Genomic DNA, 24674 nt, shown 5'->3' with positions numbered 1-24674 from the left:
GAGGCGGTGTATGCGACCGAAGCATCGCCGGGATTCTTCCTACCCTGTTTCACCGCTTTGCGGTTCAGAATGACGCAGTTATTTGCTGGCGACGACGCAGCTTTGCGGGAGCGGCGTAGGCTACCAGGCGTGCAGGTAGCCGTTGCGCTCGACGATCTCGACCTGTGCGCCGAAGAGATCGGCCATGATCTGGGGTGTGATGAGGTCATGCTTGGGGGCGTCGGCGTAGATGCGGCCGGCGCGGAGCATGAGCACGCGATCCATCTCGGGGAGGATGTCGCCGAGGTGGTGGGTGACCATCAGGATGCCAATGCCCATGCCGGCGATGGAGCGGAGGACTTCACGCAGCTCCTGTTGTGCGGCCATGTCGAGGGCGTTGGAAGGCTCGTCGAGGAGAAGCATTTCTGGCGCATGGACGAGTGCGCGGGCGATAAGGACGCGGCGCTGCTCGCCGGCGGACATGCGGCCGACAAGCTTTTCTGCAAGGTGATGCGCGTCCAGGAGGCCGAGAGCGGTGTCGGCCCGTTCGCGCATTTCGGCGGTGACAGTCTGGTGGGGCCAGAGGGTGGCGGTGCCCAGCAGGCCGGCGATGACGACGTCGCGGCCGCGCGTGGTGGGCGTTCGTTCGGAAGGAAGCGTTTGCTCGACGACGCCGAGATATTGGCGCAGCTCGGAGACGACCCAGCGGTCATAGCCGAAGAGGCGCATGCAGGAGCCATCCTTTGGGATGGGGTAGCACTCGCGCGTGATGGTCTTGATGAGCGTGGATTTGCCGCAGCCGTTGGGCCCGAGGATGACCATCTGCTCGCCACGTGCGATGCGCAGCGAAACGTCATGGAGAACGATGTTTTCGCCGCGGGCGACATCGACGTGCTGCATTTCAAGAAAAAGCGTGGTCTGGGGCGCAGCCACCTGTGAGGTGAAAGCTGTGCTGCCGCTGGCGGCGGAGGGTGCCTCGGGGGAATGGGGCTCTGCGCTCATGGACCTTCCTTAGAGGGGTCGGGTTTGCCTCCAACCTTTTTATCAGGCTGTTCCAGAGATAGCACGGAGAAAAAGCGATTTTAGTTAACAGAGGAAGTACATGGATTGCATAAAGAAGAGGGATTTCAGGTGAAAATAAAAGCTCATGACCAACGATAACCTGCTTCTCTCTGCCGATGCCCTTCCGGGCGGATTTCAATTTGCCGCCGTGACGGCGGGAATCAAAGCCAGCGGCAAGCCTGACTTTGCACTGGTGATTGCGGAAGCACCTGCGTCCGCTGCGGCGCTGTATACGGCGAATCGCGTGCAGGCCGCTCCCCTGGTGGTGGACCGCGAGCACATGGCCCGGAGCGGCGGCCGCGTGCGGGTGGTGGCCGTGAACTCAGGCAACGCGAACTGCGCGACCGGCGAGGCTGGACTGCGGGCGGCGCGGGAGGTGTGCTCCGCCGCGGCGGCGACGTTTGGCTGCGAAGAGCACGAGGTCTTCCCTTCCTCGACGGGCATTATCGGAGTGCCGCTGCCGGCGGAGATTCTGGTGCGGGCTCTGCCTGCTGCGCGCGAACAGGCGCAGGCGACGGCGGAACAGTTCTCGGCCTTTGCGCGGGCGATTCTGACGACGGATACGAAGCCGAAGGTGGCCACGGCCACCTGCACGATCGGCGGCAAGACGGTGCGGATTGCCGGGGCGTGCAAGGGCGCGGGCATGATCGGTCCGCAACTGGTGCCGCATGCGACGATGCTGGCGTACGTGTTCACCGATGCGGTGATGGAGCCGGCGGTACTGGACGGGTATCTGCGGGGCGCGGTGGAGCAGAGCTTCAACTCGGTGTCGATTGACGGCGATACCTCGACCAATGACACGGTGCTGCTGCTGGCCTCAAGCACGGCGGACGCGCGTGTAGAGGCCGGAGTGGAGGCCTTTGGCGCGGCGCTGAACGCGGTGTGCCTCTCACTGGCGAAGCAGATTGTGGATGACGGCGAAGGCGTGACGCACGTGGTGGAGCTGCAGATTGAAGGCGCGGCGAGCGATGCCGATGCGCGGGCGATTGCAAAGACCATCGCGCATTCGCCGCTGGTGAAGACGGCTTGGGCGGGCAATGATCCGAACTGGGGAAGGCTGATGGCAGCGATTGGCTACTCCGGTGTGGCGATTGTGCCGGAGAAGGTCGGCATCTGGTTTGGTGAGCATGAAATCTGCCGTTACGGCGGACGTTCGCCGCTGTATGACGAGGCGGCGGCGCATGCTTACCTGAAGCAGCGCGAGTTCTCGATCAGAATTGTGCTGGGAATGGGCGATGGAAAGTGCCGTTTCTGGACGACGGATCTGACGAGCGAGTACGTACACATCAACGCGGATTATTCGACGTAAATTTTTTAAGGCGATGCACCGGAAGCGGTGCAATGTGCTGAAGTGGGCATGCCTGTTGCACTTTCGGGAATTGACACCGGAATATGCACAGGCATTTCAACATTTCTGAGGAAAATTCGCGTGGGTTTTCCTCTTGCGCTTTGCGTGTGAACGTGCGAGTCTGGCAACTTTTCATTTTTGTGAATTCGCCAGGGACATTCCTTCTTACTTACCGGCGCTCGATGGGAGCGGCACGCCTGCACACCAGGAGGGCGGAAGAGCGCCCGGCCCGCGCCAGACCTGCGATCGAAGGCTGTCTGCGACGCATTTTCCGGGATGGACGCGGTCCCGCGCCGGGTTGCCTGAGCGGCGCTTTTTCGAGCGAAAAAAATATCCGCTACTGTGACGTATTTTTGAGGCGACACGGTTCACTACTTCTACATCAGAGATAGGACTGGGGTTGGCATACTTGCCACCCTTTGGAGGAGATGTAGATTCCGATGAAAAACATAATGATTGCGCTTACGCTGATTCTCGCTTCGACGGCCACGGCTGCTGTGGCACAGGACGGGCCTGAGAGCGCCCCTTCCCCCCAGATGACAGCATCGAGCAACCAGATGGCGATGAAGCCGGCAAAGGACCGCAAGCTGCGCGGGTCGGTTGCCTTTACGGGCGTCTTCACGCGGCAATGGACCCAGGATACGCCGGGAGTGAACCACGAGTTGCTGGCTGGGTGGGGAGTGATGCCGGAGATCAACTTTACGAAACGGCTTGGCCTGCAGGCGGACTTTGTGAGTTCCTACACGAGTGGCGTTTATCCCGTAGAGAACAAGCTCTCGATGATGGCAGGGCCGCGGTATACGCTGAATCCGCGCTGGCGGGGCACGCCGTTTGTCTTTGGCGAAGCGGGTGAGACGCGCACGGGCATCGGCCGGAACATGTTTGGCACGAGGACGCATCCGGGGATTACGTGGAATCCGACGGCGTCGGCCGGTCTTGGGTTTGACGTGAACCTGACGCCTCGCTTCGGGCTGGAGTTTGTTCCGGCGGAGTGGACGGGCGAGCGGTTTGATTACAACGGGCAGTGGCAGAACAACTACCAGGCGCGGTTTGGATTTGTCTTTAACCTGCGCTAAAGCAGCGTGAGATAAGCCGGACGACATAAAGGGCGGGATGCTGGCAAGCATCCCGCCCTTTTGTGCGTGCGTCGAAGATGGAGCGCACGCGGGTGCCACGGCATGCCTATGGTGCGATAGAATTTAAGGTCGCAGGCACCATCCTTTTGCCATGAGCCAAACTGCTATTTTGAACCCGGAATCGGCCGCCGACGCCGACGTTGCAGGCAAGCACGGCGCGCCGCTGATCAGCAATGCGCGGCTCCTGGAACTGTATGCGGCGATGGTGCGGCTGGCGGCGCGGGAGCCGCGAGCGCAGGGCCGCTACGAGGCCGTATTCGCGGCCATGCTGGCGGGAATTGAGGCAATTGACCGCATTACGGTCACTGTTCCCGGACCGGCCGCGCAACTAATTGAGAACTCCGCCACTCCCCTTCTGCCCCAGCCCATCGAAGCTCCCCTCTCCATCGCTACCGGCATCGCCCTGACGCAGCAACTGCAGCACCCGGGTGCGGTGGTGCTGGCCTTTGCGACGCCGGACCGGCTGGTTCCGGAGGCGTTTCGCGAGGCGCTGCGGTTTGCGGCGCGGCATAGGCTGCCGATTCTGTATGTGCTACTGCCCTCGCCGCGCAAGCTGACCGGGGAGGATGCCTTTGACTGGAGCGGCGAGGCCGCGATCGAGGGTGTGATCAGCGTTCCGGTAGATGCGCATGATGTGGTGGCCCTGTACCGGGTGGCGTTTGAGATGATGCAGAGGGCGCGCGAGGGCACCGGCCCGACGCTGATTGACTGCAAGGACATTCGTTTGGAAAAGGGCGATGGGAATGCGATCGCCCGCATGGAAGCACATCTGGCGCGCAAGGGACTGCTCGAAGCCGGGCACCGGGCGCGCATCACTGAAGAGTTTTTGCAAGCGGCCGGACGGGTTTCCCGCACGCCGGCGCGCCGCGCGAAGCACACGACATTTTCTGCATAAGCCGCAGGACGGCTGGGCCGAGGAGAAGACAGGATTCCGATGACGACGAAGACACCCGTACCCGTAATGAACGACTTCACCCAGGAAGTCTCCGAGTGGATTGAGGCCTTTGACGATGTAGTGGTCGCCGAGGGTCCCGATCAGGGCGCACAACTGCTGGATGCTCTGCGGCAGCGTGCGCGTGAAGCCGGCATTGCCGCTCCCAGCCAGATCACGACTCCGTACATGAACACGATTCCTCAGCATGAGGAAGTGCCTTACCCGGGCAACCGCGCGCTTGAGGAGCGCGTGGAAGCGCTGATTCGCTGGAACGCGATGGCGATGGTGCATGGGCAGAACAAGAAGGACGATGGCATCGGCGGGCACATTGCCACGTATTCTTCACTGGCGACGCTGCTGGAAGTGGGCTTCAATCATTTCTTCCACGCGAGCTATGGGGACCAGCCGGGTGACTTCATCTATTTTCAGGGCCATGCGTCGCCGGGTGTGTATGCGCGCGCGTATCTCGAAGGCCGCTTTGAGGATGAGAACCTGCTGAACTTCCGCCATGAACTGCGCGACAAGCCGGGCCTGTCTTCGTATCCGCACCCGTGGCTGATGCCGAACTTCTGGCGCTTCCCTACGGTGTCAATGGGCATTGGTCCGCTGAATGCGATCTATCAGGCGCGCTTTATGCGGTACCTGGAAAACCGCAAGCTGATTGAGAAAACGCCGCGCAAGGTGTGGGCGTTTGTGGGCGACGGCGAGACGGACGAAGTGGATACGCTCGGCGCGATTGGACTTGCGACACGCGAGAAGCTCGACAACCTGGTGTTTGTGATCAACTGCAACCTGCAGCGGCTGGATGGCCCGGTGCGCGGCAACAAGCGCATTGTGGATGAGCTGGAAGGCATCTTCCACGGCGCGGGCTGGAATGTGATCAAGGTATTGTGGGGCTCGGACTGGGACCGCCTGTTTGAGCGCGACCACACGGGCCTGCTACTGAAGCGCATGGAAGAGTGCGTGGATGGCGACTTCCAGGCCTACAAGGCGAAGGGCGGCGCGTATCTGCGCGAGCACTTCTTCGGCAAGTATCCAGAGCTGCTGGAACTGGTGAAGGATATGTCAGACGACGAGCTGGCAAACCTGCATCGCGGCGGCCACGATCCGGTAAAGGTCTACAACGCATACAAGCGCGCGCTGGAGCATCAGGGCGGGCCGACGGTGATTCTGGCCAAGACTGTGAAGGGCTACGGCATCGGCACGACACAGTCACGCAATGCCGCTCACCAGGAAAAGAAGCTGACCGATGACGCGCTGGCGGGATTTGTGAAGCGCTTCAACATTTCCGTGCCGGAAGAGCTGGTGAAGCAGACCAAGCCTTACCGCCCCGCGAAGGACAGCGAGGAGCTGGCCTATATGCATGCACGGCGCGAGGAGCTGGGCGGCTACCTGCCGCATCGCAATGCGCCGCAGATCGAGTTCAAGACGCCGGGTCTGGATTATTTTGGCGAGTGGACGGGCGGATCGCGCGGACGCGAAGTCTCGACGACGATGGGCTTTGTGAGCATCCTGCGCCACCTGCTGAAGGACTCGCAGATCGGCAAGCTGATTGTGCCGATTGTGCCGGATGAGGGCCGCACGTTTGGGCTGGAGTCGGCGATTCGCCAGGTGGGCATTTATGCCAGCGAAGGCCAGAAGTACACGCCGCACGATCAGGACATGCTGCTCTACTACCGCGAGGAGAAGGACGGGCAGATTCTGGAAGAAGGCATCACGGAAGCCGGATCGATGGCATCGTTCACGGCGGCGGGTACGGCGTATGCGAACTACAAGGTGCCGGCGATTCCCTTCTACATGTACTACTCCATGTTCGGTTTTCAGCGTGTGGGCGACATGGTGTGGGCGTTTGCCGATTCGCGCGGCAAGGGCTTTTTGATGGGCGGCACGGCCGGGCGCACCACCATGCTGGGCGAGGGCCTGCAGCACCAGGACGGACACAGCCATGTGCTCTCAAGCACGGTGCCCACCTGCGTGAGCTATGACCCTGCCTATGTGTATGAGATGGCCGTGATTCTGCGCGATGGGCTGCGCCGCATGTATGAGAACAACGAGAACGTCTTCTACTACATCACGATGTACAACGAAGACTATGCGATGCCGGCGATGCCGGATGGCGTGGAAGAAGGCATTCTGCGCGGCCTGTACAAGGTGAGCCCGGCAGCGAAGGGCAAGGCCGTGGCGCAACTGTTCGGCAGCGGCCCGATCTTGCGCGAGGCGCTGCGGGCGCAGCAGATTCTGGCGGAGAAGTATGGCGTGCAGACCGATGTGTGGAGCGTGACCAGCTATACCGAGCTGCGCCGCGATGCGCTGGCGGTGGAGCGCTGGAACCGGCTGCATCCGGCCGATGCGGAGAAGACGCCGTACCTGCTGGAAGCACTGAAGGGCACGAAGGGACCAATCATCGCGGCGAGCGATTATATGAAGGTGGTCCCGGACCAACTGGCTCCGTGGCTGCCGACGCGGCTGATCTCGCTGGGCACGGATGGCTTCGGGCGCAGCGACAACCGCGAGCATCTGCGCAGCCACTTTGAGGTGAATGCCGAGTCGATTGCCACGGCCACTCTTTCGCGGCTGGCCCGCGAGGGCAAGTTCGACGCCAAGGAAGCGCAGAAGGCTTTTGCCGACCTTGGAGTGGATACGGAAAAGGGCGATCCGGCGCGGGCATAAGTTTGCGCAGGATCGCACCTGATCATTTTTCTCTATGCTGACCGCCGGTGGCGCATCTCAGGAGCATGCCCCACCGGCGTTCGCGTATGGTTGTGTTCCCTTTCGCGTTCTACTAGCCTGAGAGTCAACCCGAGTTCCGGCCACTGGTACGAGGCCGCAGAATTTCACGAAAACACTCCTGACGAGGTCTGAGTGAGACTGTTTCCGCGCATTTTTGCAGCCGGCGTGTTCGCCGGCGTTGCCGCATCCACGCTATGGGCGGCCCCGGCGAGGCCGATGGGCCAGTCGGTGATGCCCTCCCCTTATGTGACCAATACGGAAGGCTCGACGTTTGTGCCGATGGATAGCTGGATGTATCCGGCGCTGGACCGGCTGCATTCGCTGGGCTATCTGGATACGGCTTTCATGGGCATTCGGCCCTGGACGCGGCTGCAGATTGCTCAGATGCTCGAAGAGACGGCGCAGCGGCTGGCGCTGAACGGCGACAAGGACACGCAGGCGATCGAGATTTATGAGGCACTGTGGAATACCGTGGAGCCGGACGTGGAGCATCCCACGACGCTCACGCAGCCCTCGACCGAATTGGACAGCGCGTATCAGCAGTTTCGCGGCATCGGCGGCACTCCGCTGAGAGACAGCTATCATCTGGGCCAGACGATCATCAACGATTATGGGCGGCCCTACGAGTCAGGATTTAACGACTACACGGGCTTCAGCACGCGCAGCGAAGCGGGACGATGGACGCTCTACTTCCGCGGGGAGTACCAGCATGCGCCGAGCGCGGCTGGGTATTCCGAAAGCCTTGCTTCGTACTTGTCGAATACGGTTGACTCGATTCCCTACGATCCGAATATCCGCTATGACACGATTCCTGCAGGACCGATTCCGGCAGCGAACGACTTCAGAATTCTGGAGGCGAATGTCGGGTTTCACTGGATAGGAAATGAGTTTTCGCTGGGCAAGATGGACCACTGGCTTGGCCCCGATCAGGGTGCGTCCATGTCATGGAGCAACAATGCCGAGGACATCTACGCCTTCCAGATCAATGATGTCGATCCCTTCCGGATTCCTCTGGTGTCGCGCATCACGGGGCCATTCCGCTACGAGTTTTTTGTGGGAAGTTTGAAGGGCCATACGGATCCGAATTCGCCCTGGGTCCATATGGAGAAGCTGAGCTTCAAGCCGACGCGCAACCTGGAAATGGGTTTTGCCCGCACGGTGATCTGGGGCGGCGCGGGACATGAGCCGGTCACGCTGGGCACCTTCTGGCAGAGCTTCAAGAGCTTTCAGAATGTGTACGGGACCAAGTTGACGAACAAGGACCCGGGCGCGCGCTTCAGCAACTTTGATTTCAATTACCGGCTGCCGTTCCTGCGCAAATGGGTGACGCTGTATGCCGATTCGCTGGTACATGACGATGTGAGCCCGGTGGATTCCCCCCGCCGCGCCGCCATTGCGCCCGGGATTTATCTGTCGCATTTCCCCGGGCTGCCGAAGCTGGATCTGCGCGTGGAAGCGGACTCGACCGACCCGGTGAGCAACCATGTGCAGAGCGGCCAGTTCATGGAATATGAGACTGTACAGAGGCAAGGCAATACCAACAAGGGCTTTGTGTATGGCGACTGGATTGGACGCGAAAACAAGGGCGGCCAGGCGTGGGTGACTTATCACCTTTCGCCCGAAGAAGATGTGCAGTTCATGTACCGCCGGGACAAGGCCAGCAAGGCATTCTTTGAGGGCGGATCGACGCAGAACGACTTCAAGTTTTCGGTGGTGAAGCGCATTCATCGCGACATTGAAGTGCGCGGCTATCTGCAGTATGAGGACTGGAAGATTCCGATCTACAAGCCTGGCCAGCAGAGCGATACGACGGGGATGGTGCAGATCACGTGGATTCCCCGGTACAAGAAGCTCTTCTGACGAGCAGCGAACTTGAGATGGGGCGGGTGCCGATTCCCAGGAACGGCACCCGTTTGCTTTTGCGGGGCGGAAATGCATGATAGATGAGACTTATCGGCTGCAGCGATTTGTGGAGGCGCAGGAGTCTGTGTATGCGCAGGTTTGCGCGGAGCTGCGTGCGGGGCACAAGAAGAGTCATTGGATGTGGTTTATATTTCCGCAACTTCGCGGGCTGGGGCATAGCGCGATGGCTGATCGGTTTGCGATCTCAGACCTGGGAGAGGCGCGAGCGTATCTGGCGCATCCGGTGCTGGGGTCACGGCTGCGGGAGTGTATGCGGATGGTGATGGATATCCAGGGAAAGAGGGTGGAGGAGATTTTTGGGTATCCGGATGACCTGAAGTTCCGGTCATCGATGACGCTGTTTGCCCAGGCTGCGCCGGAAGAAGTGATCTTCCAGCGCATGCTGGAGCGCTTTTTTGATGGCCGACCGGATGAGCGTACGTTGTCGCTGCTGGGTTGCGCGGACGGCCAGACCGACTAGAAGTTGAAGTAGGCGCCGATCATGGGCTCGGCGTCATGGGTGAACTTATCCGTGGAGCTGAATGCGGTGGCGAGATCGGGCGCTTTGTAGACGTTGCCTCGGTACTGGAAGCGCAGGCCGAGGTGAGGCAGGACGGTCCAGTCAACACCTGCGCCGTAGTCGTAAAGGCCCTTGGTCTGGCTCTGAGTGCTGACGCCGTTGCTTCCGGTGGGATTGAAGCTCTCGAATCCGCCACCGGCGAGGGCGAAGATACGGAATCCGAGGATCGGCGCAGAGACGACCCAGTTGAGTGCGAGCTCGTTGGCATTGGCGCTTACCGAGGCGGTGGGTTCACTGCAAGGCAGCGCCGAGGTGGGGCAAACCACATGGGCCCGGTAACTCTGATTGGCGCGGTGGAAGGCGTAGGAGACATCAAAGCCGACGAGCGGGTTGGAGATGTGCCGGAGCTCAACCATGAAGCCTGCCTGTTTGTAGGGATTCTGCTCGGTCATATTGCTGGACGTCGAGGATGGAAAGGCTCCCAGCGCACTGACGCCGACACTGGTCTGGGCCTGCGCGGGCAGGGCGGCGGCAAGCAGCAGGGCGCTTGTCACAAAGGGTAAACACTTCAGCCACGATTTCATTGCGGAATCCTCCCTCAAAAGACCAGTATCGCCTTAGATGTGGGCTAAGGCGACTACGGTTTGTTACACACTTTGATACTGGTTGCCCCGCTGAACTACCGGATTGGGATGCACGGCCACGGCCGAGCGGGAATGAGGGGAGATTTCCGGCATGTATCCGCGGCTTTGGTGTTTCAGGAGCGCGGGCCGGATTCCGATCGAAGCAGCGTCGCGGCGATTTCGCGCCACTCTTCGTCGAGCGGCTTGTGGCTGGGCGGCAGGCCGGCCCGGCGGTACCAGTAAGCGGCGTTGCCGGCGTCACCTTCGCGGCGATGCAGGTAGGCGTGCACGCGAGCGGCGTCGCGGGAGTCTATGGCCTGCGCGATTTCGTGGGCGCGATGCCAGTTGCCTTTAGCCTCCCACCAGAGAGCTTCCAAAAGCGGCGCAAGGCCCGGCGGCGGAGCGGATTGCGAGAGGCTGGCACGTAGTTGATCGACGGTCATCGTGTTCTCCATCACATTTCCTCCGTTGTCATTCTGCTATGGTTCAAGCGTTTTCACTGATACTGAGGGATGTTTTGCACGGCCACGTTGAGCCCGTATTGCCTCCGATACACCTTCAGTGAAAATGCTCATGCGCCTGAGATCTCATATGCGAGCGTTTTGGTCCTATTTGCGTTATGATGAGGCTTGGACGGCAGAAACGTTGAGAGCATTGAGCGAACTCGCGGTAGGCAAAGTAGCAGTGGTGGAGCATCTGGACCTGCCCGATGCCATGCAGCATCACCTGATGCACATGGGGTTTACGCCGGAGGCGCGGGTGATGGTGGTACGGCGCGCTCCGGCGGGCGATCCGACGGTTTATGCCATTGACGGCTTTGAAATCGCGCTGCGGCGCGAGACCGCGAAATCCATTCTGGTTCGCCAGACAGAGGGCGCATGAGCAGTTGCTGCACCACAGAAACCATTGAGCTACCCCAGCAGCCGCGCGTGGCCGGCAAGCTGCAGACCGTAGCGCTGGTGGGACCGCCGAACTCGGGCAAGTCCACACTCTTCAATCGCCTGACGGGATTGCGGCAGAAGGTCGCGAATTATCCAGGCGTGACGGTGGAGCAGCATCTGGGCCGGATGAAAGGGATTGGACGACCGGATCTGGTGCTGATTGATCTGCCGGGCATCTATAGTTTTGACTCCTACTCAGAAGATGCGCGCGTGGCGGTGGATGTGCTGCGCGGCGAAATGCCGGGAACTCCGCAGCCGGATGCGGTGCTGCTGGTGCTCGATTCCCTGCACCTGCGGCGGCAACTGATGCTGGCGGCTCCGGTGCTGGCGCTGAATTTGCCGACGCTGGTGCTGCTGAACATGACGGACCTGATGGAGAGCCGCGGCGGTGAGGTGGATACGCTGGCGCTGGCGCAGGAGCTGGGCGTTCCGGTGGCGAAGATCAGCGGAGCGCAAGGCATCGGGCTGAATGCGATTGCGCAGTTTCTAAACCGGCGCAGCGAGCCGGCCGTGGAGACAACGCAGCCGCAGCGGCTGGAGCTGCCGGTGGTGGGCAATGCGCGCTCGTACCGGCAATGGGCGACGGGCGTGAGCTCGCGGACGAAGTACAAGGCTCCGTTGTCGTCAGAGTGGACGCGAAAGCTGGATGGAGTGCTGCTGCACCGGGTGTGGGGACCGCTGCTGTTTCTGGTGGTGGTGTTTGCGGTGTTTCAGGTGGTGTTTACGCTGGGCAATCCGCTGAGCGATGCGTTTGGCAATGTGCTGTATGGGCTGGGCGATTTTGTGGGGCGGTTTCTGGGCGATGGCTGGCTGAAATCATTTGTGATTGAGGGCGCGTGGCGCGGCGTAGCGTCAGTGCTGGTGTTTTTGCCGCAGATTCTGCTGCTGTTTTTGTTTATTGGAGTGCTCGAAGACTCGGGCTACCTGGCGCGCGCGGCTCTGATTGCCGATCGCTTCATGAAAGGCATCGGGCTGAATGGCAAGGCGTTCATTCCCCTGCTCTCGGCCTATGCTTGCGCAGTGCCGGCGATCATGGCGACGCGCACAATTGAGAACAAGCGCGACCGGTTTGCGACGATTCTGGTGACGCCGTTCATGACATGCTCGGCGCGGCTGCCGATCTACATTCTGGTGATCGCGGCGTTCATTCCGAACCGGCCGGTGCTGGGGGATCTGCTGGGACTGCAGGCCGTGGCGATGATAGGCCTGTACCTGCTGGGCTTTCTGGCGGCGCTCGGGACGGCGCGGTTGCTGAAGTCGTCGATTTTGAAGGCTTCTTCGACACCATTCATTCTGGAGCTTCCGCAGTACCGCATGCCGACGGCGCGCGGACTGGCGCTGCGGCTGTATGACCGCGGCAAGCTCTTCACGAAGAAGACAGGCACGATCATTCTGGGCGCGACGGTGGTGCTTTGGATTCTGGCGCACCTGCCGGTACACGCGACGCTGCCGGAGAGTGTGATCGGGCGGCTGGGACACTGGATTGAGCCGGCGATTCGTCCGCTGGGATTTAACTGGAAGATCGGGATCGGCATTCTCAGCTCGATTGTGGCGCGCGAGGTGATCGTGGGCACGCTGGGGACGCTGTATGGGGCAGATCCGGCGACGCAGGCGCTGCACCTGCAGGCCGCGCTGCGGCATGACCTGACGCTGGGCGGCGCAATGGCGTTGCTGGTGTTCTTTGCCTTTGCGATGCAGTGCACCTCGACTCTGGCGATTGTGCGGCGCGAGACGAATAGCTGGCGGTGGCCGGCGCTGCAGTTCGCGTACATGACGGTGCTGGCGTATCTGGGCGCGCTGGCGACGAATCAGTTGATTTTGCACCTGATGCGGTAAGGGGTCAGTTGTCAGTGGCCAGTTACCAGTCCGCAGTGGCCAGGAGTCGGTTGTCCATTGAGAGGGTGGGAGAAACTTCGGACGGTGTAGGTGATTGCAGCATCTCCGGGATTCTTCCCACCCCGGTTCGCTACGCTCAGAATGACGCGTCGTGGTTGGGGCGGAGTTCGGGATGGGAATGCAGGTCCCTCCACTTACTTCTTTTAGTCGGGATGACGAGCGTCGAAAGGTGACCACAAAATTGCGAAGAGCGCAAAGAAAGCCGGCGGGCGCTGTATGGAACCAGAGAATGCACGGGCTTGCATGAGCGACAGGGTTTCTTCATGCTAAGGGCTGGAGGCTCACGGCAATGCGGCAGCATCTGGTGGCTCTGACGGTGACGGCACTGCTGGGACTGATCGCCGTGGTGGCCTTTTTTCTGATCGTCTCGGCGCGATCTCAGAATCATGCGCCTGCCCCTGTGGGAGCGAAGACACAGCACTCTGGAAGTGCGTCGGCACCCTCAAACTTAGATTGAACCTGCATGGCCCCGGACTGCCCCATGGCAACCATGGACTGAAACTGGGGACTGATAACTGAAAACTGAGAACCACATCAGAAGATCACGTAGATTTCTGCGCGGACGCGTGGGCACAGTAAACTAGAAGCAGACCTATGATTTCAGTGAACAACGTAAGCATGCGCTACGGCGCGAAGATATTGTTTGAAGACGTCACCGTGACCTTCATCGTGGGCCGGCGCTATGGCCTGACCGGCCCGAACGGCGCGGGCAAGTCGACGTTCATGAAGATTTTGACCGGCGAGCTGGAGCCGCAAAAAGGCAATGTGGTGCGGCCGAAGAAGCTCGGCGTGCTGCGCCAGGACCAGTTTGCGTTTGACGCCTATCGCGTGATCGATACGGTGATTATGGGCAACGCTCCGCTGTGGGCGGCGCTTGAAGAGCGCGACCGCATTTATGAGAAGGCCGAGCTGACCGATGCGGACGGCATGCGTCTGGGCGAGCTGGAAGGCATTGTGGGCGAGGAAGACGGCTACACGGCGGAGAGCGATGCGGCGATTCTGCTGCAGGGGCTGGATATTCCGGACGAGCTGCACGAGCGCAAGATGAGCGAGTTGCAGGGCGGCCAGAAGGTGCGCGTGCTGCTGGCGCAGGCGCTGTTTGGCAAGCCGCAGGCGCTGCTGCTGGACGAGCCGACGAACCACCTGGATCTCGACTCGATTCACTGGCTGCAGGATTTTCTGCTGAAGTTTGAAGGCACGCTGATTACGATTTCGCACGACCGCCATTTTTTGAACAGCGTGACGACCCACACGGCGGACATCGACTACCAGACGATCATCACCTACACGGGCGGCTATGACGATATGGTGGTGGCCAAGTCGCAGGTGCGCTCACGGCTGGAGTCAGAGAATGCCCAGCGTGAGAAGAAGATTGCGCAATTGAATGAGTTCATTGCGCGCTTTGCCGCTGGTACGCGTTCGAGCCAGGTGACGAGCCGCAGAAAAGAAGTGGAACGGCTGCAGACAAACGAGCTGGCGCGGTCGAACATTCAACGCCCATACATTCGCTTTGAGCAGAACCGGCCGTCAGGCAAGCAGACCATCGAGTTTGAAGGACTGCGCAAGGTGTATGACGATCAGGTGGTGATTGAAGGCTTCAGTGGCATGGTGATGCGCGGCGAAAAGATCTGCCTGATGGGACGCAATGCGCAGGGCAAGACGACCGTGCTGAAGTGCCTGCTGTCGGTCGATCCGGATTTGAAGGACAAGGAATTTGTGCTGGACGGCGGCACGATCAAGTGGGGCCACGAGGCGCAGATCGGGTATTTTCCGCAGGATCACACGGGACTGATCGCGCACGGCATGACGGTGTCAGAGTGGCTGCATCAGTTTGATCCGAAGGCGACGCAGGAAGATATTCGCGGCATTCTGGGCCAGATGCTGTTTCGCGGTGAGGAAGGTTTGAAGCCGACCAATGCCCTGTCGGGCGGCGAGACGGCGCGTCTGCTTTTCTGCAAGCTGATGCTGGAGAAGCCGAATGTGCTGATTCTGGACGAGCCGACGAATCACCTGGACCTGGAGTCGATCAATGCGCTGAATGTGGCGCTGCAGCGCTATGAAGGCACGGTGCTGCTGGTGACGCATGACCACGACCTGATTGATGAAGTGGGCACGCGCATCTGGCACTTTGAGGGCGGCGCGATTGAAGACTTCAAGGGGCCGTACAGCGAATACCAGTCCGCCGTTGCGGCGGCACGCTAGCGGAGCCGGCCTTTGGCTCTGCTGCTCAACGCACAATCTGTTACCAAAGCCTTTGGCGCGACGCCCCTGTTTCGCGAAATTTCTTTCGCGGTGAACGAGGGCGACCGCGTCGGGGTGATTGGTCCGAACGGCTCGGGTAAGTCCACGCTGCTGCGCATGCTGGCGGGCGAAATAGAGCCGGATGCCGGCGAGGTAACGCTGCGCTCAGGCGCACGGATGGTCTACATCGAACAGGAGTCGCAGTTTGGGCCGGGCGAGACGGTGCGCTCGGTGGTGGAAGCGGCACTGCGCCGGGCGAAGGCTCCCGAAGATGAATGGGAGACGCGGCTGCGCGCGACCCTGGGCAAGGCGGGCTTTGCGGATTTTGACACCGAAGCGGTTACGCTTTCGGGCGGGTGGAAGAAGCGGCTGGCGATTGCGCAGGGGCTGGTGCAGAATCCGGACCTGCTGCTGCTGGACGAGCCGACGAACCATCTGGACCTGGCGGGGATTGCGTGGCTGGAAGAGGTGATTCGGCAATCGCAGTTTGCAACGGTGGCGATCAGCCATGACCGCTATTTTCTCGAGAATTTTGCCAAGGAGATTGCGGAGCTGAGCCGGGCTTATCCGTCAGGACTGCTGCGCGCGAAGGGCACCTATTCGGACTTTCTGGAAGCAAAGGAAGCTTATCTGGCTGCGGAGACGAAGCGGCAGGAGTCGCTCGAAAACCGCGTGCGCGTGGAGAAGGAATGGCTGCGGCGCGGACCGAAGGCGCGAGCGACGAAGGCCAAGGCTCGTATCGATCGCGCGAATGAACTGATTGGCGAGCTGGCGGATTTGAGTGGCCGGTTGAAGACGGCGTCCGCTGGCATCGACTTCACGGCGACGGACCGGCAGACGAAGCGGCTGGTGGAGATGGAGGGCGTGCAGTACTCGGCCGATGGGCGGGTGCTGTTTGAGAATCTCAACTTCCCTGTTGTGGCGGGCGCGCGCGTGGGCATTGTAGGCCCGAACGGCAGCGGCAAAACGACACTGCTGCGGCTGATTGCAGGCGAGCTGGAAGCGGAGCGCGGGAAGATCACGCGCGCCAATGCGCTGCGAATTACGTATTTTGAACAGAACCGGAGGCTCGACGGCGAGCAGACACTGCGGCGGGCGCTGGCTCCGGACAGCGACTCGGTGGTGTATGGGGATCGCGTGATTCATGTGGCGTCGTGGGCGTCACGGTTTCTATTCACGGGCGAGCAGTTGAATCAGCCGGTAGAGCGGCTCTCGGGCGGCGAGCGGGCACGCGTGCTGCTGGCGCGGCTGATGCTGCAGCCGGCGGACTTGCTGATTCTGGACGAGCCGACGAATGACCTGGATATTCCGACGCTGGAGATTCTGGAGGAGAGTCTGCTGGAGTATCCGGGAGCGGTGCTGCTGGTGACGCACGACCGGTATTTGCTGGATCGTGTGTCGAGCGTGGTGATTGGGCTGGATGGACAGGGCCATGCGGCCAGCTTTGCCGATTATGCGCAGTGGGAGCAGTGGATGGCCGAGCAGGAGGCCGCGCGCAAGGCCGAACAGCAGGCCAGAGCCGCGGCGGCACGGAGTGAATCGGCGCAAGGAGCGGCGGCGGCTTCAGTTGCGGCTCCTGCGAAGAAGAAGCTCTCTTACCTCGAAGCGCGCGAGTGGGCGGGAATTGAAGATCGTATTGCGGAGGCGGAGGCCGAACTGCAGCGGCACAAAGTGGCGCTTGAAGACGCCTCGGTGGCCACGGACGCGGGCCGACTGCAGGAAACGCTGACGCAAATGGAAAGCGCGCAACAGGCGGTGGATGCACTGTATGCGCGCTGGGCAGAGCTGGAAGCGAAGCAGGCCTGAAGGATTCACGCAGGCGGACAGTCATGAGACGAGGAGGTCCCTCAGTGCTTGTCGGGATCTGGCTCTTCGAAGGCCTCTTGCGTGATGCCGGTGATGGAGTGAATCACCGAGACGATGATGACGGCTCCGGCAGCCATCATGATTTCACGTGCAATCTGATGGAGCATCGGTGTAGGGGCGCTGGCCCGTAATGTAGAACCGATGAAAGCGAGAGCGAACTGGACGACTGCTCCGCTGACGGGGACCCAAAGACAAAGCAAAGAGGCCGGCAGAAATGCCGCCGCGATGAGAACGAGTTTGGTCTGCATAACGGTCAGAGGCCAACTGTGCAGCTTGAGTACCGGCATGCCGTAGGTGTGAAATACCCAGCCGGCAAAGACGCAGTTTGCCAGCAGAACAACGAGTTGCAAGACACGGAAGATTTTCATGTTGCAAGGGGGATGGGAAGCGGACCCACCTTTGCTCCTTTATTGCAGACCCGGCCGAGAACGAATTTAGCCGGGAGAGACATCTATTTGATTCCTTTAGACAAATTTGCCTGTCGTAGGGAATATACCGGAATTCATAGCCGCGCCCAAGCTCAGGCGATGAATTCTTTGCCATCCGGCTATTTGTTCCTGTAAATTGCACAAATTAGACGGCAATTGAGAAGCAGTCCGAGGCCAGGAATAAAGATTTCAAGCCGGGCAGCCTTTGTGGGTGGCTTGTGCATCTGAGCTGTCAATTCGAAGTTCACCCCGCCAGCAAGATAAGCGGCTAGAACATTTACATTTTTTTATTGTCAATCGCATCGAATCTCGGCTAAGCTGAAGCTGTCTTATATCTCCTGCCCGCTGAATCACCGGCCTTACAGTAGAAAAATCGGCCCCCTACTTGAACTAGGTGACCTATGCAGAACAGTCTATACAGGCAAATTCTCGGTATTCGCTTCTATACGGGATCGGCAGAGCAAAGCGTAACTCAGATGCAGGAAAATGGCGGACTGCTGGTTGTGCCGGCAGCTCCTGCCCTGAAAGACCTGCCCACGCACAGTGCTTATCGCGAGGCCCTGCTCGATGCAGACCTGGTCATCACGGACAGCGCGCTGATGGTCATGGTGTGGAACATGCTGCACCGGGACCGGATTCGCCGGGTCTCAGGCCTCGAATACCTGCGTGAGATGCTTCAGCGGCCGGAGGCGCGTTTCCCCGGCAACACCTTCTGGATCATGGCGAGCGAAGAGAGCGCCTCACGGAACCTGGTCTGGCTGCGCTCGCAGGGCATTCTGGTGCCGGAATCGCATGTGTACATGGCGCCGATGTACCACGGCAGCATCGATGACCAAGCCCTTTTGCAGCGACTGGAAGAGCTGAAGCCGAAGCACATCGTCGTGACGGTGGGGGGCGGCACACAAGAGCGGCTGGGCAAGTATCTAAAGTTCCACCTGAGCTACCGGCCGGCCATTCACTGCATTGGCGCGGCGATCGCGTTCCTCAGCGGCGACCAGGTGAGTATTCCTGTGTGGGCTGACAAGATGGGTCTTGGATGGCTGCTGCGCTGCCTGTCGAGCCCGGGCCGCTATGTGCCCCGCTACTGGGCGGCGCGCAAGCTGGTTCCGCTACTGGTGCGTTATCGCGATCAGATGCCACCGTCGAGTGATCGGGATAAAATCGCCGCTGCCTGAGACAGAGCATCCTCACGGAAACGTGAGATGCTGTTGCCAGCATGCAATTTCTTGAGTCTGTTTCGCTGGCCTCTTACACCACATTTGGCATCGGGGGCCCGGCCCGCTGGTTTGCTGAAGCTACTTCTGAAGAAGATGTAACCGCCGCGTTTGCTTTTGCCGGTAAACGCGGCTTTGCTGTTTTTGTGCTGGGCGGCGGCAGCAATCTGCTGGTGAGCGACCAAGGCTTTGCGGGCCTGGTGCTGCGCGTGGGCTTGCGCGGCATTCGGCAGGACGGCGATGTGTTTCATGTGGCTGCAGGCGAGAACTGGGACGCGTTTGTGAGCCATGCCGTGAACCTGGGCTATGGCGGCGTGGAATGTCTGGCAGGCATTCCAGGCACGGTAGGCGCGACGCCGGTGCAGAATGTGGGCGCTTACGGACAGGAGGTCGCCGAGACGATCGTCTCGGTGCGCGCGTATGACACGACTCTGGAACAATTTGTCACTCTGACGGCGACAGAATGCGGATTTGCCTACCGGCAGAGCATTTTCAATACGGTGCAGCGTGGCCGTTATGTGGTGACAGAAGTAGCCTATGCGCTGCGGCCGCATGCAGCGCCGCACCTGGCGTATGCCGATCTGCAGCGGCGCTTCCCTGCCGGATCGCAGCCCTCGCTTGCAGAGGTAAGTGAGACGGTGCGAGAGATTCGGCATGGCAAGGGCATGTTGATTGTTGCGGGCGAGCCGGATTGCCGGAGCGCTGGGAGCTTCTTCAAGAATCCGGTGATTGAGCGCACGCTGTATGAACGGATTGCGGCGAAGTCAGAGGGGCCCGTGCCTTGCTACCCTGCGGGCGAGGGCCAGGTGAAGCTGCCGGCGGCGTGGCTAGTGGAGCAGGCGGGTTTTCCCAAGGGATTTGGCGAGGGTCCGGCTGGAATTTCAAGCAAGCACACGCTGGCGCTTGTGAATCGCGGCGAGGCCAAGGCTTCGGATGTACTGGTGCTGGCGACGCAGATCTTGCAGGGCGTGTATAAGAAGTTTGGCGTGACGCTCGAGATGGAGCCGGTGGTGGTGGCTTAGCCTGACTTGAGTGATTTGTAGCTCTGCGCGGTGAAGGGTGCTGCCGTGGATGGGATCAGCGCGATGGTGGGCTATGTGTACGACGCGGATGGGAATCGCGTGGCCAAGGGTCCAATCACGGCCTGGAGCTGCGATCCGACGACGAACGGCTTTGAGAGCTCGGCTTATGAGACCGATTATGTGCTGAACCAGTCTGGCCAGACGGTGACGGAAACCACCAAGAGCGACACGGGCGTGATGCAGTGGAACTTCACCAATGTCTACGCCAACGGAGTGCTCTTCGCCACCTACGATGCGCAGGGGCTGCACTTCCTGCTGAACGACTGGCTGGGCACGCGGCGTGCTTCGACTGACTATGAAGGCGTGCTCGAATCACTCTGCGCCAGCCTGCCCTATGGGGACGGGCTCAACTGCACCAACTCCCCGCAATCGCCCAACGAACAGCACTTCACCGGCAAACAGCACGACCAGGAAAGTGGCAATGACTACTTCGGGGCCAGATACTACTCCGAAAATGATGCAAGGTTCATGTCCCCGGACTGGTCCGCGAAGGTCGAGCCCGTGCCCTACGCCAAGCTCGGCGATCCGCAGAGCCTGAACCTGTACGGCTACATGCTGAACAATCCGTTGGGAGGAGTCGATGCGGACGGGCATCTTCCTCAATGCGATGTCTGCCGGAAGCTCATTAATTGGCTGAGTTCAAGCCATTCAGCCAGCGCATCGGCAAGCGTGTCGGGCGCTCAGGGAAGTGCAGGTAACGGCTTCATTTCTGGGACCGGCAAAGCGGGAACCGCACAGGCGAGTGCGTCAGCTTCCTACGGTTTAAACACAAGCTCCTCCGCGAAGGCGAGTGCATCGGTTGCGGAAGCCACTTTGCATGAAGGAACGCACTCGACTACTCAGATGAACAGCGTAACCGCGAATGCTGGCGCGAGTGTGGGCGTCAGCTTGGGGGGTAAATCTGGGGTTGGCATCAGTGCCTCCGCCGGCGCGAATGCCGACGTTCTCAGGGCGAGTCAATCCGAGACGATCACGCTGGGTCCCGTGACAATAACGGGAGGTGCGAGCGGCGCAGTAGGAATAGGAGCGGATGCCTCCGCGAATTTGGGAGCCAGCGGGTTCGGGGCTTCAGCGGAGGCGGTATTTGGCTATGGCGGGGGGCTGACCTTCAATGTCAGCTGGGGAGGCGTTACGGGTACTGCCGGAGCTTCTGTTAAGGGAGATATAAATTCCACAACCACAACCATTCAGAAGCCTGAGGTGCAACCCCAATGATCCAATTTCAGCAACGGAAAAGTGCAATGAATCTGATGGTAATGGTTGGTGTCCTCACGATGGCGACGTCTCTGTTTCCTCCGACGGCGAGAGCTCAAACTGGAGCCGATCAGGTGCGGACCCTGATTGCAGGGCTTTCCGATCACGCAGAAGCACCTGCACGGATGCTGGACCCCAGTCTGCCCGCAACGGAACGGAAAAGTAATCTTCATCGGTTGAGTACGCCTAATTACGACTTGAGCCTCATTCCCAAAGGAAAAGTTGTAATCCATGGCGACACCGCCTCTGTGCCAGTTAGGGTTCACTTCAATGACCACGAAGGCAATACTTTGGATACTACAGCCACGGCTCACTTTGTAAGGCGTGGAGATACGTGGTACTTCGCAAATTTTGATTTTCTGAAATGGCCCGGGTTCCTTGTCGCAGTGCTGGCAGTCGGGATTCTGCTGGGCATCGCTTATGCAGCCATAGTCTTAATGCTGTGGCGAAAGTTGAGTCGAGGGAGACGGCTTGGGCTGAACTGGGTCAAGATATTCTTCCCCATTTTTTGGCCAGCCCTATTTCGTCAGGCTCAATAGAATCGTAAGGCGATGCCCGCCATGGTCCGCATGGGCAGCAGGCATGAGACTTAATGTATGAAAGCGCTGGTTGTCAAGTTGTTTTTTTGTTGTTCTTTTAGCCGCGAGTCGGCATGGCCGTGACGGGCACGGCGATTGGGCGAGTCGAATTCTGCTATTCCTTCTTTGGCGGGTGGGTGTAGAAGGTCAAGAGGTTGTTCCTTCTTGGGATCGGCTGATGGGTGGTTTGTAGTTGAGGCTACCATGAGGTCTTTCGTGGTTGTAGTAGTGGATCCAGGACTGCAAGTGTTGATCTCTCTGGCTGGAGTCGGTCCAGTGTTTGGCGTAAGCCCATTCGCGCATGGCTGTCTGGATGAAGCGCTCGGCCTTGCCGTTGGTTCTGGGGGTATAGGGCCGAGTGCGGCTGTGTTTGATGGCCATCTGCTGGCAAGCCTGACGGAACTGGCGAGAGCGGTAGCTGCTGCCGTTGTCGGTCAGCAGCGCGCGGATGCCGATACCATGGCTGGCGAAAAACTCAACCGCCGCGTGCAGAAAACCGATCGTGGTTTCCGCCTTCTGATCGGCCAGCATCTGGGCGAAGACCATGCGCGAGTGATCGTCGACGGCCACATGCAGAGCCAAAAAGCCCGGGTGTTCCTTCTTGCCCCGCAGCCTGCCGTCGCCGCGCAGCGAGACCTCGCCGAAGCGCGTCATGCCTTTGATGTCCAGATGCAGCAAGTCGCCTGGAGCGGCATGCTCATAGCGAACCACCGGCGGAGGCGGGTTCAGATCGCGCCATCGGCTCAGCCGCGCGCGCCGCAAAATACGGCTCACCGAAGACACGCTCACAGCGCTGCGCCGGGCGATCTGATACCCCGGCATGTAACCCCGCCGTAGCTCAATCACACTCAGCCGCAACGCCTCCGGCAAGCGCCGCGGGCTGCGATGCGGACGCGAGCTGCGGTCCCGCAAGCCATCCGAACCCTCGGCGCGATACCGGCGCACCCATTTGCCGGCCGTCTTTGCGCTCACGTTGAAGCTGGCCGCGGCCAGCTTCAACGTGCACCCGGTACAAATAACTTTTCTCGCCAACTGCTCTCGACTGTAAGGCGTTAGACGAGCATTCTGGTGAATGTCCATTCGATCTCTCCGAAGACTCTGCTTGTTCGCCACAAACAGCTTCTCCGCGAAATTTCGAATGGACAACCTCTTGAAACATCACAGGTGCCCCACTCAAGCCTCTTTGCTTGAGTGGGGAACAGGAGTAATCTAAGCCCCATGCCAACCGGTGTTCAGCGATTCCACCATTCAGGACATACGCATTTCATCACGTTTTCCTGCCGGCATCGCCGGTCAAATTTTTCTGATGCAACGACGCGATCTATCTTCGAAGCTGCGCGGGAGCGAATCCGCCGGGACTACCTGCTCTGTATCTATGGATATGTTGTGATGCCTGACCATGTGCATCTGCTGCTGACCGCGCCGCGCCGCCAAACACTGGCCGACTGTGCCCGCTCATCGATGACCCCACTCAAGCAAAAGAGGCTTGAGTGGGCCACCCGCCAAGGCGCAGGGGCTAAAGCCCAGTTTTCTTCGGTGGCTTTTTGGCACGGCTAAAGCCGTGCCCTGATACAAGTGCTCCCTTAGTAGTGCTCCCGTCTATGGAACGACTGTCCCATAGACGAGGTGCGAGCGTGGGGCTATTTTGTGCTGATTGCGCCTAGATCGCGGAGGATGCATTCGGCGGTGGTGCGCGCCGAGATGAGCGCGCCCTGCACGCCGGGGAAGAGATGGTCGTCTCCGCAGGCGTAGACGCCGGAGGAGAGGCGCGAGGCGTCTGGAGCCGGGTTCCATTCGACGTGAGGCGAGAGCGGCAAGGCGCGGGCGATGGGATAGCTGGCGATGAGCTTCCACTCGCGCACGGTGTCGCCAAACCACTGGCGGCACTGTTCGCGGACCTGTTCGGCGAGGCGGTTGAGTTCCTGCGGGTCCTGCGGTGCGGTGCCGACGACGTTCGCTGCGATGAGTTCGGCGCCGGGTGGCGCATATTGCGGCGAGACGCGGCTCATGACGGCGAGATGGTTGAGTGGGCCGGTGGCGGGCTGGCCGTCGCGCATGTTGCCGTTGAGGACGAGAATGGGCTCCTGCACAGGGGCGTGCTCGGCGGCGAAATAGAAGGTGGTGGTGCGGTTCCAGACAGCCGGGGCGGCGGCGGCGGCGGGCAGACCGAAGGACTCGGACGGTTGTCCGGCGGCCAGCACCACGGCGCGGGCCATGATGGAGCCGACGCCGTCTGCCTCAACCGTGATGCCGTTGAGCACAGGCGCGATGCGATGGACGCGAGCCTGCGTCTGGAGGGTACGCGGCTTGAGGTTCTCTGCCATCTGACGGGGGATGACGCCCATTCCCTGCTCCGGCACGGCCACCAGGCCCTGCGCGAAGATGCGGAAGAGGAACTCAAAGTAGCGGCTGCTGGTGGCGAGGTCGCGCTCGAGAAAGACTCCGCTGAAGAACGGGCGGAAGAAGCATTCGATCATGGCAGAGCTGAAGCCGTAGCTGCGCAGGTATTCGAGAGTGCTGGTTTCGGGATTGGAGAAGAGCGATTCCCACGGGCCCTGCTGCACTTTGCCACGCAGGCGGGCGACGAGCAGCTTGTCACGCAGGGAGACGATGGGATCGAAGACCAGCTTGAGTGCTGCGCCGGGATCGCGGAAGGGGTCGGCGAAGTAGTGCATGCGCTCGTTTTTGTAAACGAGCGCGCCGGGCTTCATGGAGCAGAGTTGCAGGGCCGGATAGTTGAGAGCGCGCTTCGCCTCGGGATAGGCCGTGAGCAGGACCTGAAAGCCACGGTCGAGACGGAAGCCCTCGACGAGATCGGTACGGATGCGTCCCCCGGGAATGTCGGCTGCTTCGAGCAGGAGTACGTTGAGCCCGGCCTGTTCGAGCAGACGGGCGCAGTGCAGACCGGCGACCCCAGCTCCGACGATGACGACATCCATA

At 60.5% G+C, this 24674-nt stretch carries 21 protein-coding genes; 15 read left to right on the top strand and 6 right to left on the bottom strand.

Annotation, left to right across the window (positions count from 1 at the left end):
• Positions 1–120 precede the first annotated feature (120 nt).
• The gene (locus ACP_RS01770) at positions 121–981 is read right to left on the bottom strand and encodes an ABC transporter ATP-binding protein (RefSeq protein WP_012680762.1); all 861 of its coding nucleotides are present in this window, start codon (positions 979–981) and stop codon (positions 121–123) included.
• 145 nt (positions 982–1126) lie between these two features.
• Here ACP_RS01770 and argJ point away from each other — a divergent pair, with 145 nt between their 5' ends.
• From argJ to ACP_RS01740, 6 genes are all read left to right on the top strand, one after another.
• Positions 1127–2350, top strand: coding sequence for a bifunctional glutamate N-acetyltransferase/amino-acid acetyltransferase ArgJ (gene argJ / locus ACP_RS01765; protein ID WP_012680761.1), 1224 nt, complete (start codon positions 1127–1129; stop codon positions 2348–2350).
• Positions 2351–2829: 479 nt separating this feature from the next.
• On the top strand, positions 2830–3465 hold the full coding sequence (locus ACP_RS01760) for a hypothetical protein (RefSeq protein ID WP_012680758.1): 636 nt from the start codon (positions 2830–2832) through the stop codon (positions 3463–3465).
• A 151-nt stretch (positions 3466–3616) separates the two neighbouring features.
• Positions 3617–4420 carry a thiamine pyrophosphate-dependent enzyme gene (locus ACP_RS01755; protein WP_148214979.1) on the top strand — a complete coding sequence of 268 codons (804 nt, stop codon included), beginning with the start codon at positions 3617–3619 and terminating at the stop codon, positions 4418–4420.
• A 39-nt stretch (positions 4421–4459) separates the two neighbouring features.
• Entirely contained in the window at positions 4460–7129 is a 2670-nt protein-coding gene (gene aceE, locus ACP_RS01750) for a pyruvate dehydrogenase (acetyl-transferring), homodimeric type (RefSeq protein WP_041839179.1), read from the top strand.
• Positions 7130–7321: 192 nt separating this feature from the next.
• Positions 7322–9049 (top strand): capsule assembly Wzi family protein, encoded by a 1728-nt coding sequence (locus ACP_RS01745; RefSeq protein WP_012680755.1) that lies wholly within the window; start codon positions 7322–7324, stop codon positions 9047–9049.
• Between the two features lie 76 nt (positions 9050–9125).
• A complete protein-coding gene (locus ACP_RS01740; protein ID WP_012680754.1) occupies positions 9126–9572 on the top strand; it encodes a DUF1810 domain-containing protein in 447 nt (148 codons plus the stop codon).
• On the opposite strand, the gene ACP_RS01735 is transcribed toward ACP_RS01740, so the two are convergent.
• Entirely contained in the window at positions 9569–10195 is a 627-nt protein-coding gene (locus ACP_RS01735; RefSeq protein ID WP_012680753.1) for an outer membrane protein, read from the bottom strand. The genes ACP_RS01740 and ACP_RS01735 overlap by 4 nt on opposite strands.
• 173 nt (positions 10196–10368) lie before the next feature.
• Positions 10369–10689, bottom strand: coding sequence for a hypothetical protein (locus ACP_RS01730; RefSeq protein WP_238525624.1), 321 nt, complete (start codon positions 10687–10689; stop codon positions 10369–10371).
• A gap of 199 nt (positions 10690–10888) precedes the next feature.
• Here ACP_RS01730 and ACP_RS01725 point away from each other — a divergent pair, with 199 nt between their 5' ends.
• From ACP_RS01725 to ACP_RS01710, 4 genes are all read left to right on the top strand, one after another.
• Positions 10889–11116 (top strand): FeoA family protein, encoded by a 228-nt coding sequence (locus ACP_RS01725; protein WP_238525623.1) that lies wholly within the window; start codon positions 10889–10891, stop codon positions 11114–11116.
• Entirely contained in the window at positions 11113–13011 is a 1899-nt protein-coding gene (gene feoB / locus ACP_RS01720) for a ferrous iron transporter B (protein ID WP_012680750.1), read from the top strand. The genes ACP_RS01725 and feoB overlap by 4 nt, the downstream gene beginning before the upstream one ends.
• 654 nt (positions 13012–13665) lie before the next feature.
• On the top strand, positions 13666–15273 hold the full coding sequence (locus tag ACP_RS01715) for an ABC-F family ATP-binding cassette domain-containing protein (RefSeq protein ID WP_012680748.1): 1608 nt from the start codon (positions 13666–13668) through the stop codon (positions 15271–15273).
• Between the two features lie 12 nt (positions 15274–15285).
• Complete coding sequence (locus ACP_RS01710) at positions 15286–17118, top strand: ABC-F family ATP-binding cassette domain-containing protein (protein ID WP_012680747.1); 1833 nt, start codon at positions 15286–15288, stop codon at positions 17116–17118.
• A gap of 41 nt (positions 17119–17159) precedes the next feature.
• Here ACP_RS01710 and ACP_RS01705 read toward each other — a convergent pair whose 3' ends face one another.
• A complete protein-coding gene (locus ACP_RS01705) occupies positions 17160–17528 on the bottom strand; it encodes a hypothetical protein (RefSeq protein ID WP_148214978.1) in 369 nt (122 codons plus the stop codon).
• A 479-nt stretch (positions 17529–18007) separates the two neighbouring features.
• Here ACP_RS01705 and ACP_RS01700 point away from each other — a divergent pair, with 479 nt between their 5' ends.
• From ACP_RS01700 to ACP_RS01685, 4 genes are read left to right on the top strand one after another with little or no spacing between them, the layout of a single operon-like run.
• Entirely contained in the window at positions 18008–18781 is a 774-nt protein-coding gene (locus ACP_RS01700; protein ID WP_012680745.1) for a WecB/TagA/CpsF family glycosyltransferase, read from the top strand.
• 41 nt (positions 18782–18822) lie between these two features.
• Positions 18823–19842, top strand: a complete 1020-nt coding sequence (locus ACP_RS01695; protein ID WP_012680744.1) for a UDP-N-acetylmuramate dehydrogenase — start codon at positions 18823–18825, stop codon at positions 19840–19842.
• A gap of 45 nt (positions 19843–19887) precedes the next feature.
• On the top strand, positions 19888–21117 hold the full coding sequence (locus ACP_RS01690) for an RHS repeat-associated core domain-containing protein (protein ID WP_012680743.1): 1230 nt from the start codon (positions 19888–19890) through the stop codon (positions 21115–21117).
• 26 nt (positions 21118–21143) lie between these two features.
• On the top strand, positions 21144–21695 hold the full coding sequence (locus tag ACP_RS01685; RefSeq protein ID WP_148214977.1) for a hypothetical protein: 552 nt from the start codon (positions 21144–21146) through the stop codon (positions 21693–21695).
• Positions 21696–21881: 186 nt separating this feature from the next.
• Here the strand turns inward: ACP_RS01685 and ACP_RS01680 are convergent, their stop codons facing one another.
• The gene (locus ACP_RS01680) at positions 21882–22814 is read right to left on the bottom strand and encodes an IS481-like element ISAcp2 family transposase (protein WP_012680741.1); all 933 of its coding nucleotides are present in this window, start codon (positions 22812–22814) and stop codon (positions 21882–21884) included.
• Between the two features lie 138 nt (positions 22815–22952).
• Between ACP_RS01680 and ACP_RS17580 the strand changes: the two genes are divergently transcribed.
• Positions 22953–23291 (top strand): transposase, encoded by a 339-nt coding sequence (locus tag ACP_RS17580; RefSeq protein ID WP_012680740.1) that lies wholly within the window; start codon positions 22953–22955, stop codon positions 23289–23291.
• An 83-nt stretch (positions 23292–23374) separates the two neighbouring features.
• Here ACP_RS17580 and ACP_RS01675 read toward each other — a convergent pair whose 3' ends face one another.
• Positions 23375–24673, bottom strand: a complete 1299-nt coding sequence (locus tag ACP_RS01675; protein WP_012680739.1) for an NAD(P)/FAD-dependent oxidoreductase — start codon at positions 24671–24673, stop codon at positions 23375–23377.
• Position 24674 lies beyond the last annotated feature (1 nt).

It is taken from the genome of Acidobacterium capsulatum ATCC 51196, assembly GCF_000022565.1.
GTDB lineage: Bacteria > Acidobacteriota > Terriglobia > Terriglobales > Acidobacteriaceae > Acidobacterium > Acidobacterium capsulatum.
This window is presented reverse-complemented; position numbering and strand designations above follow the sequence as displayed.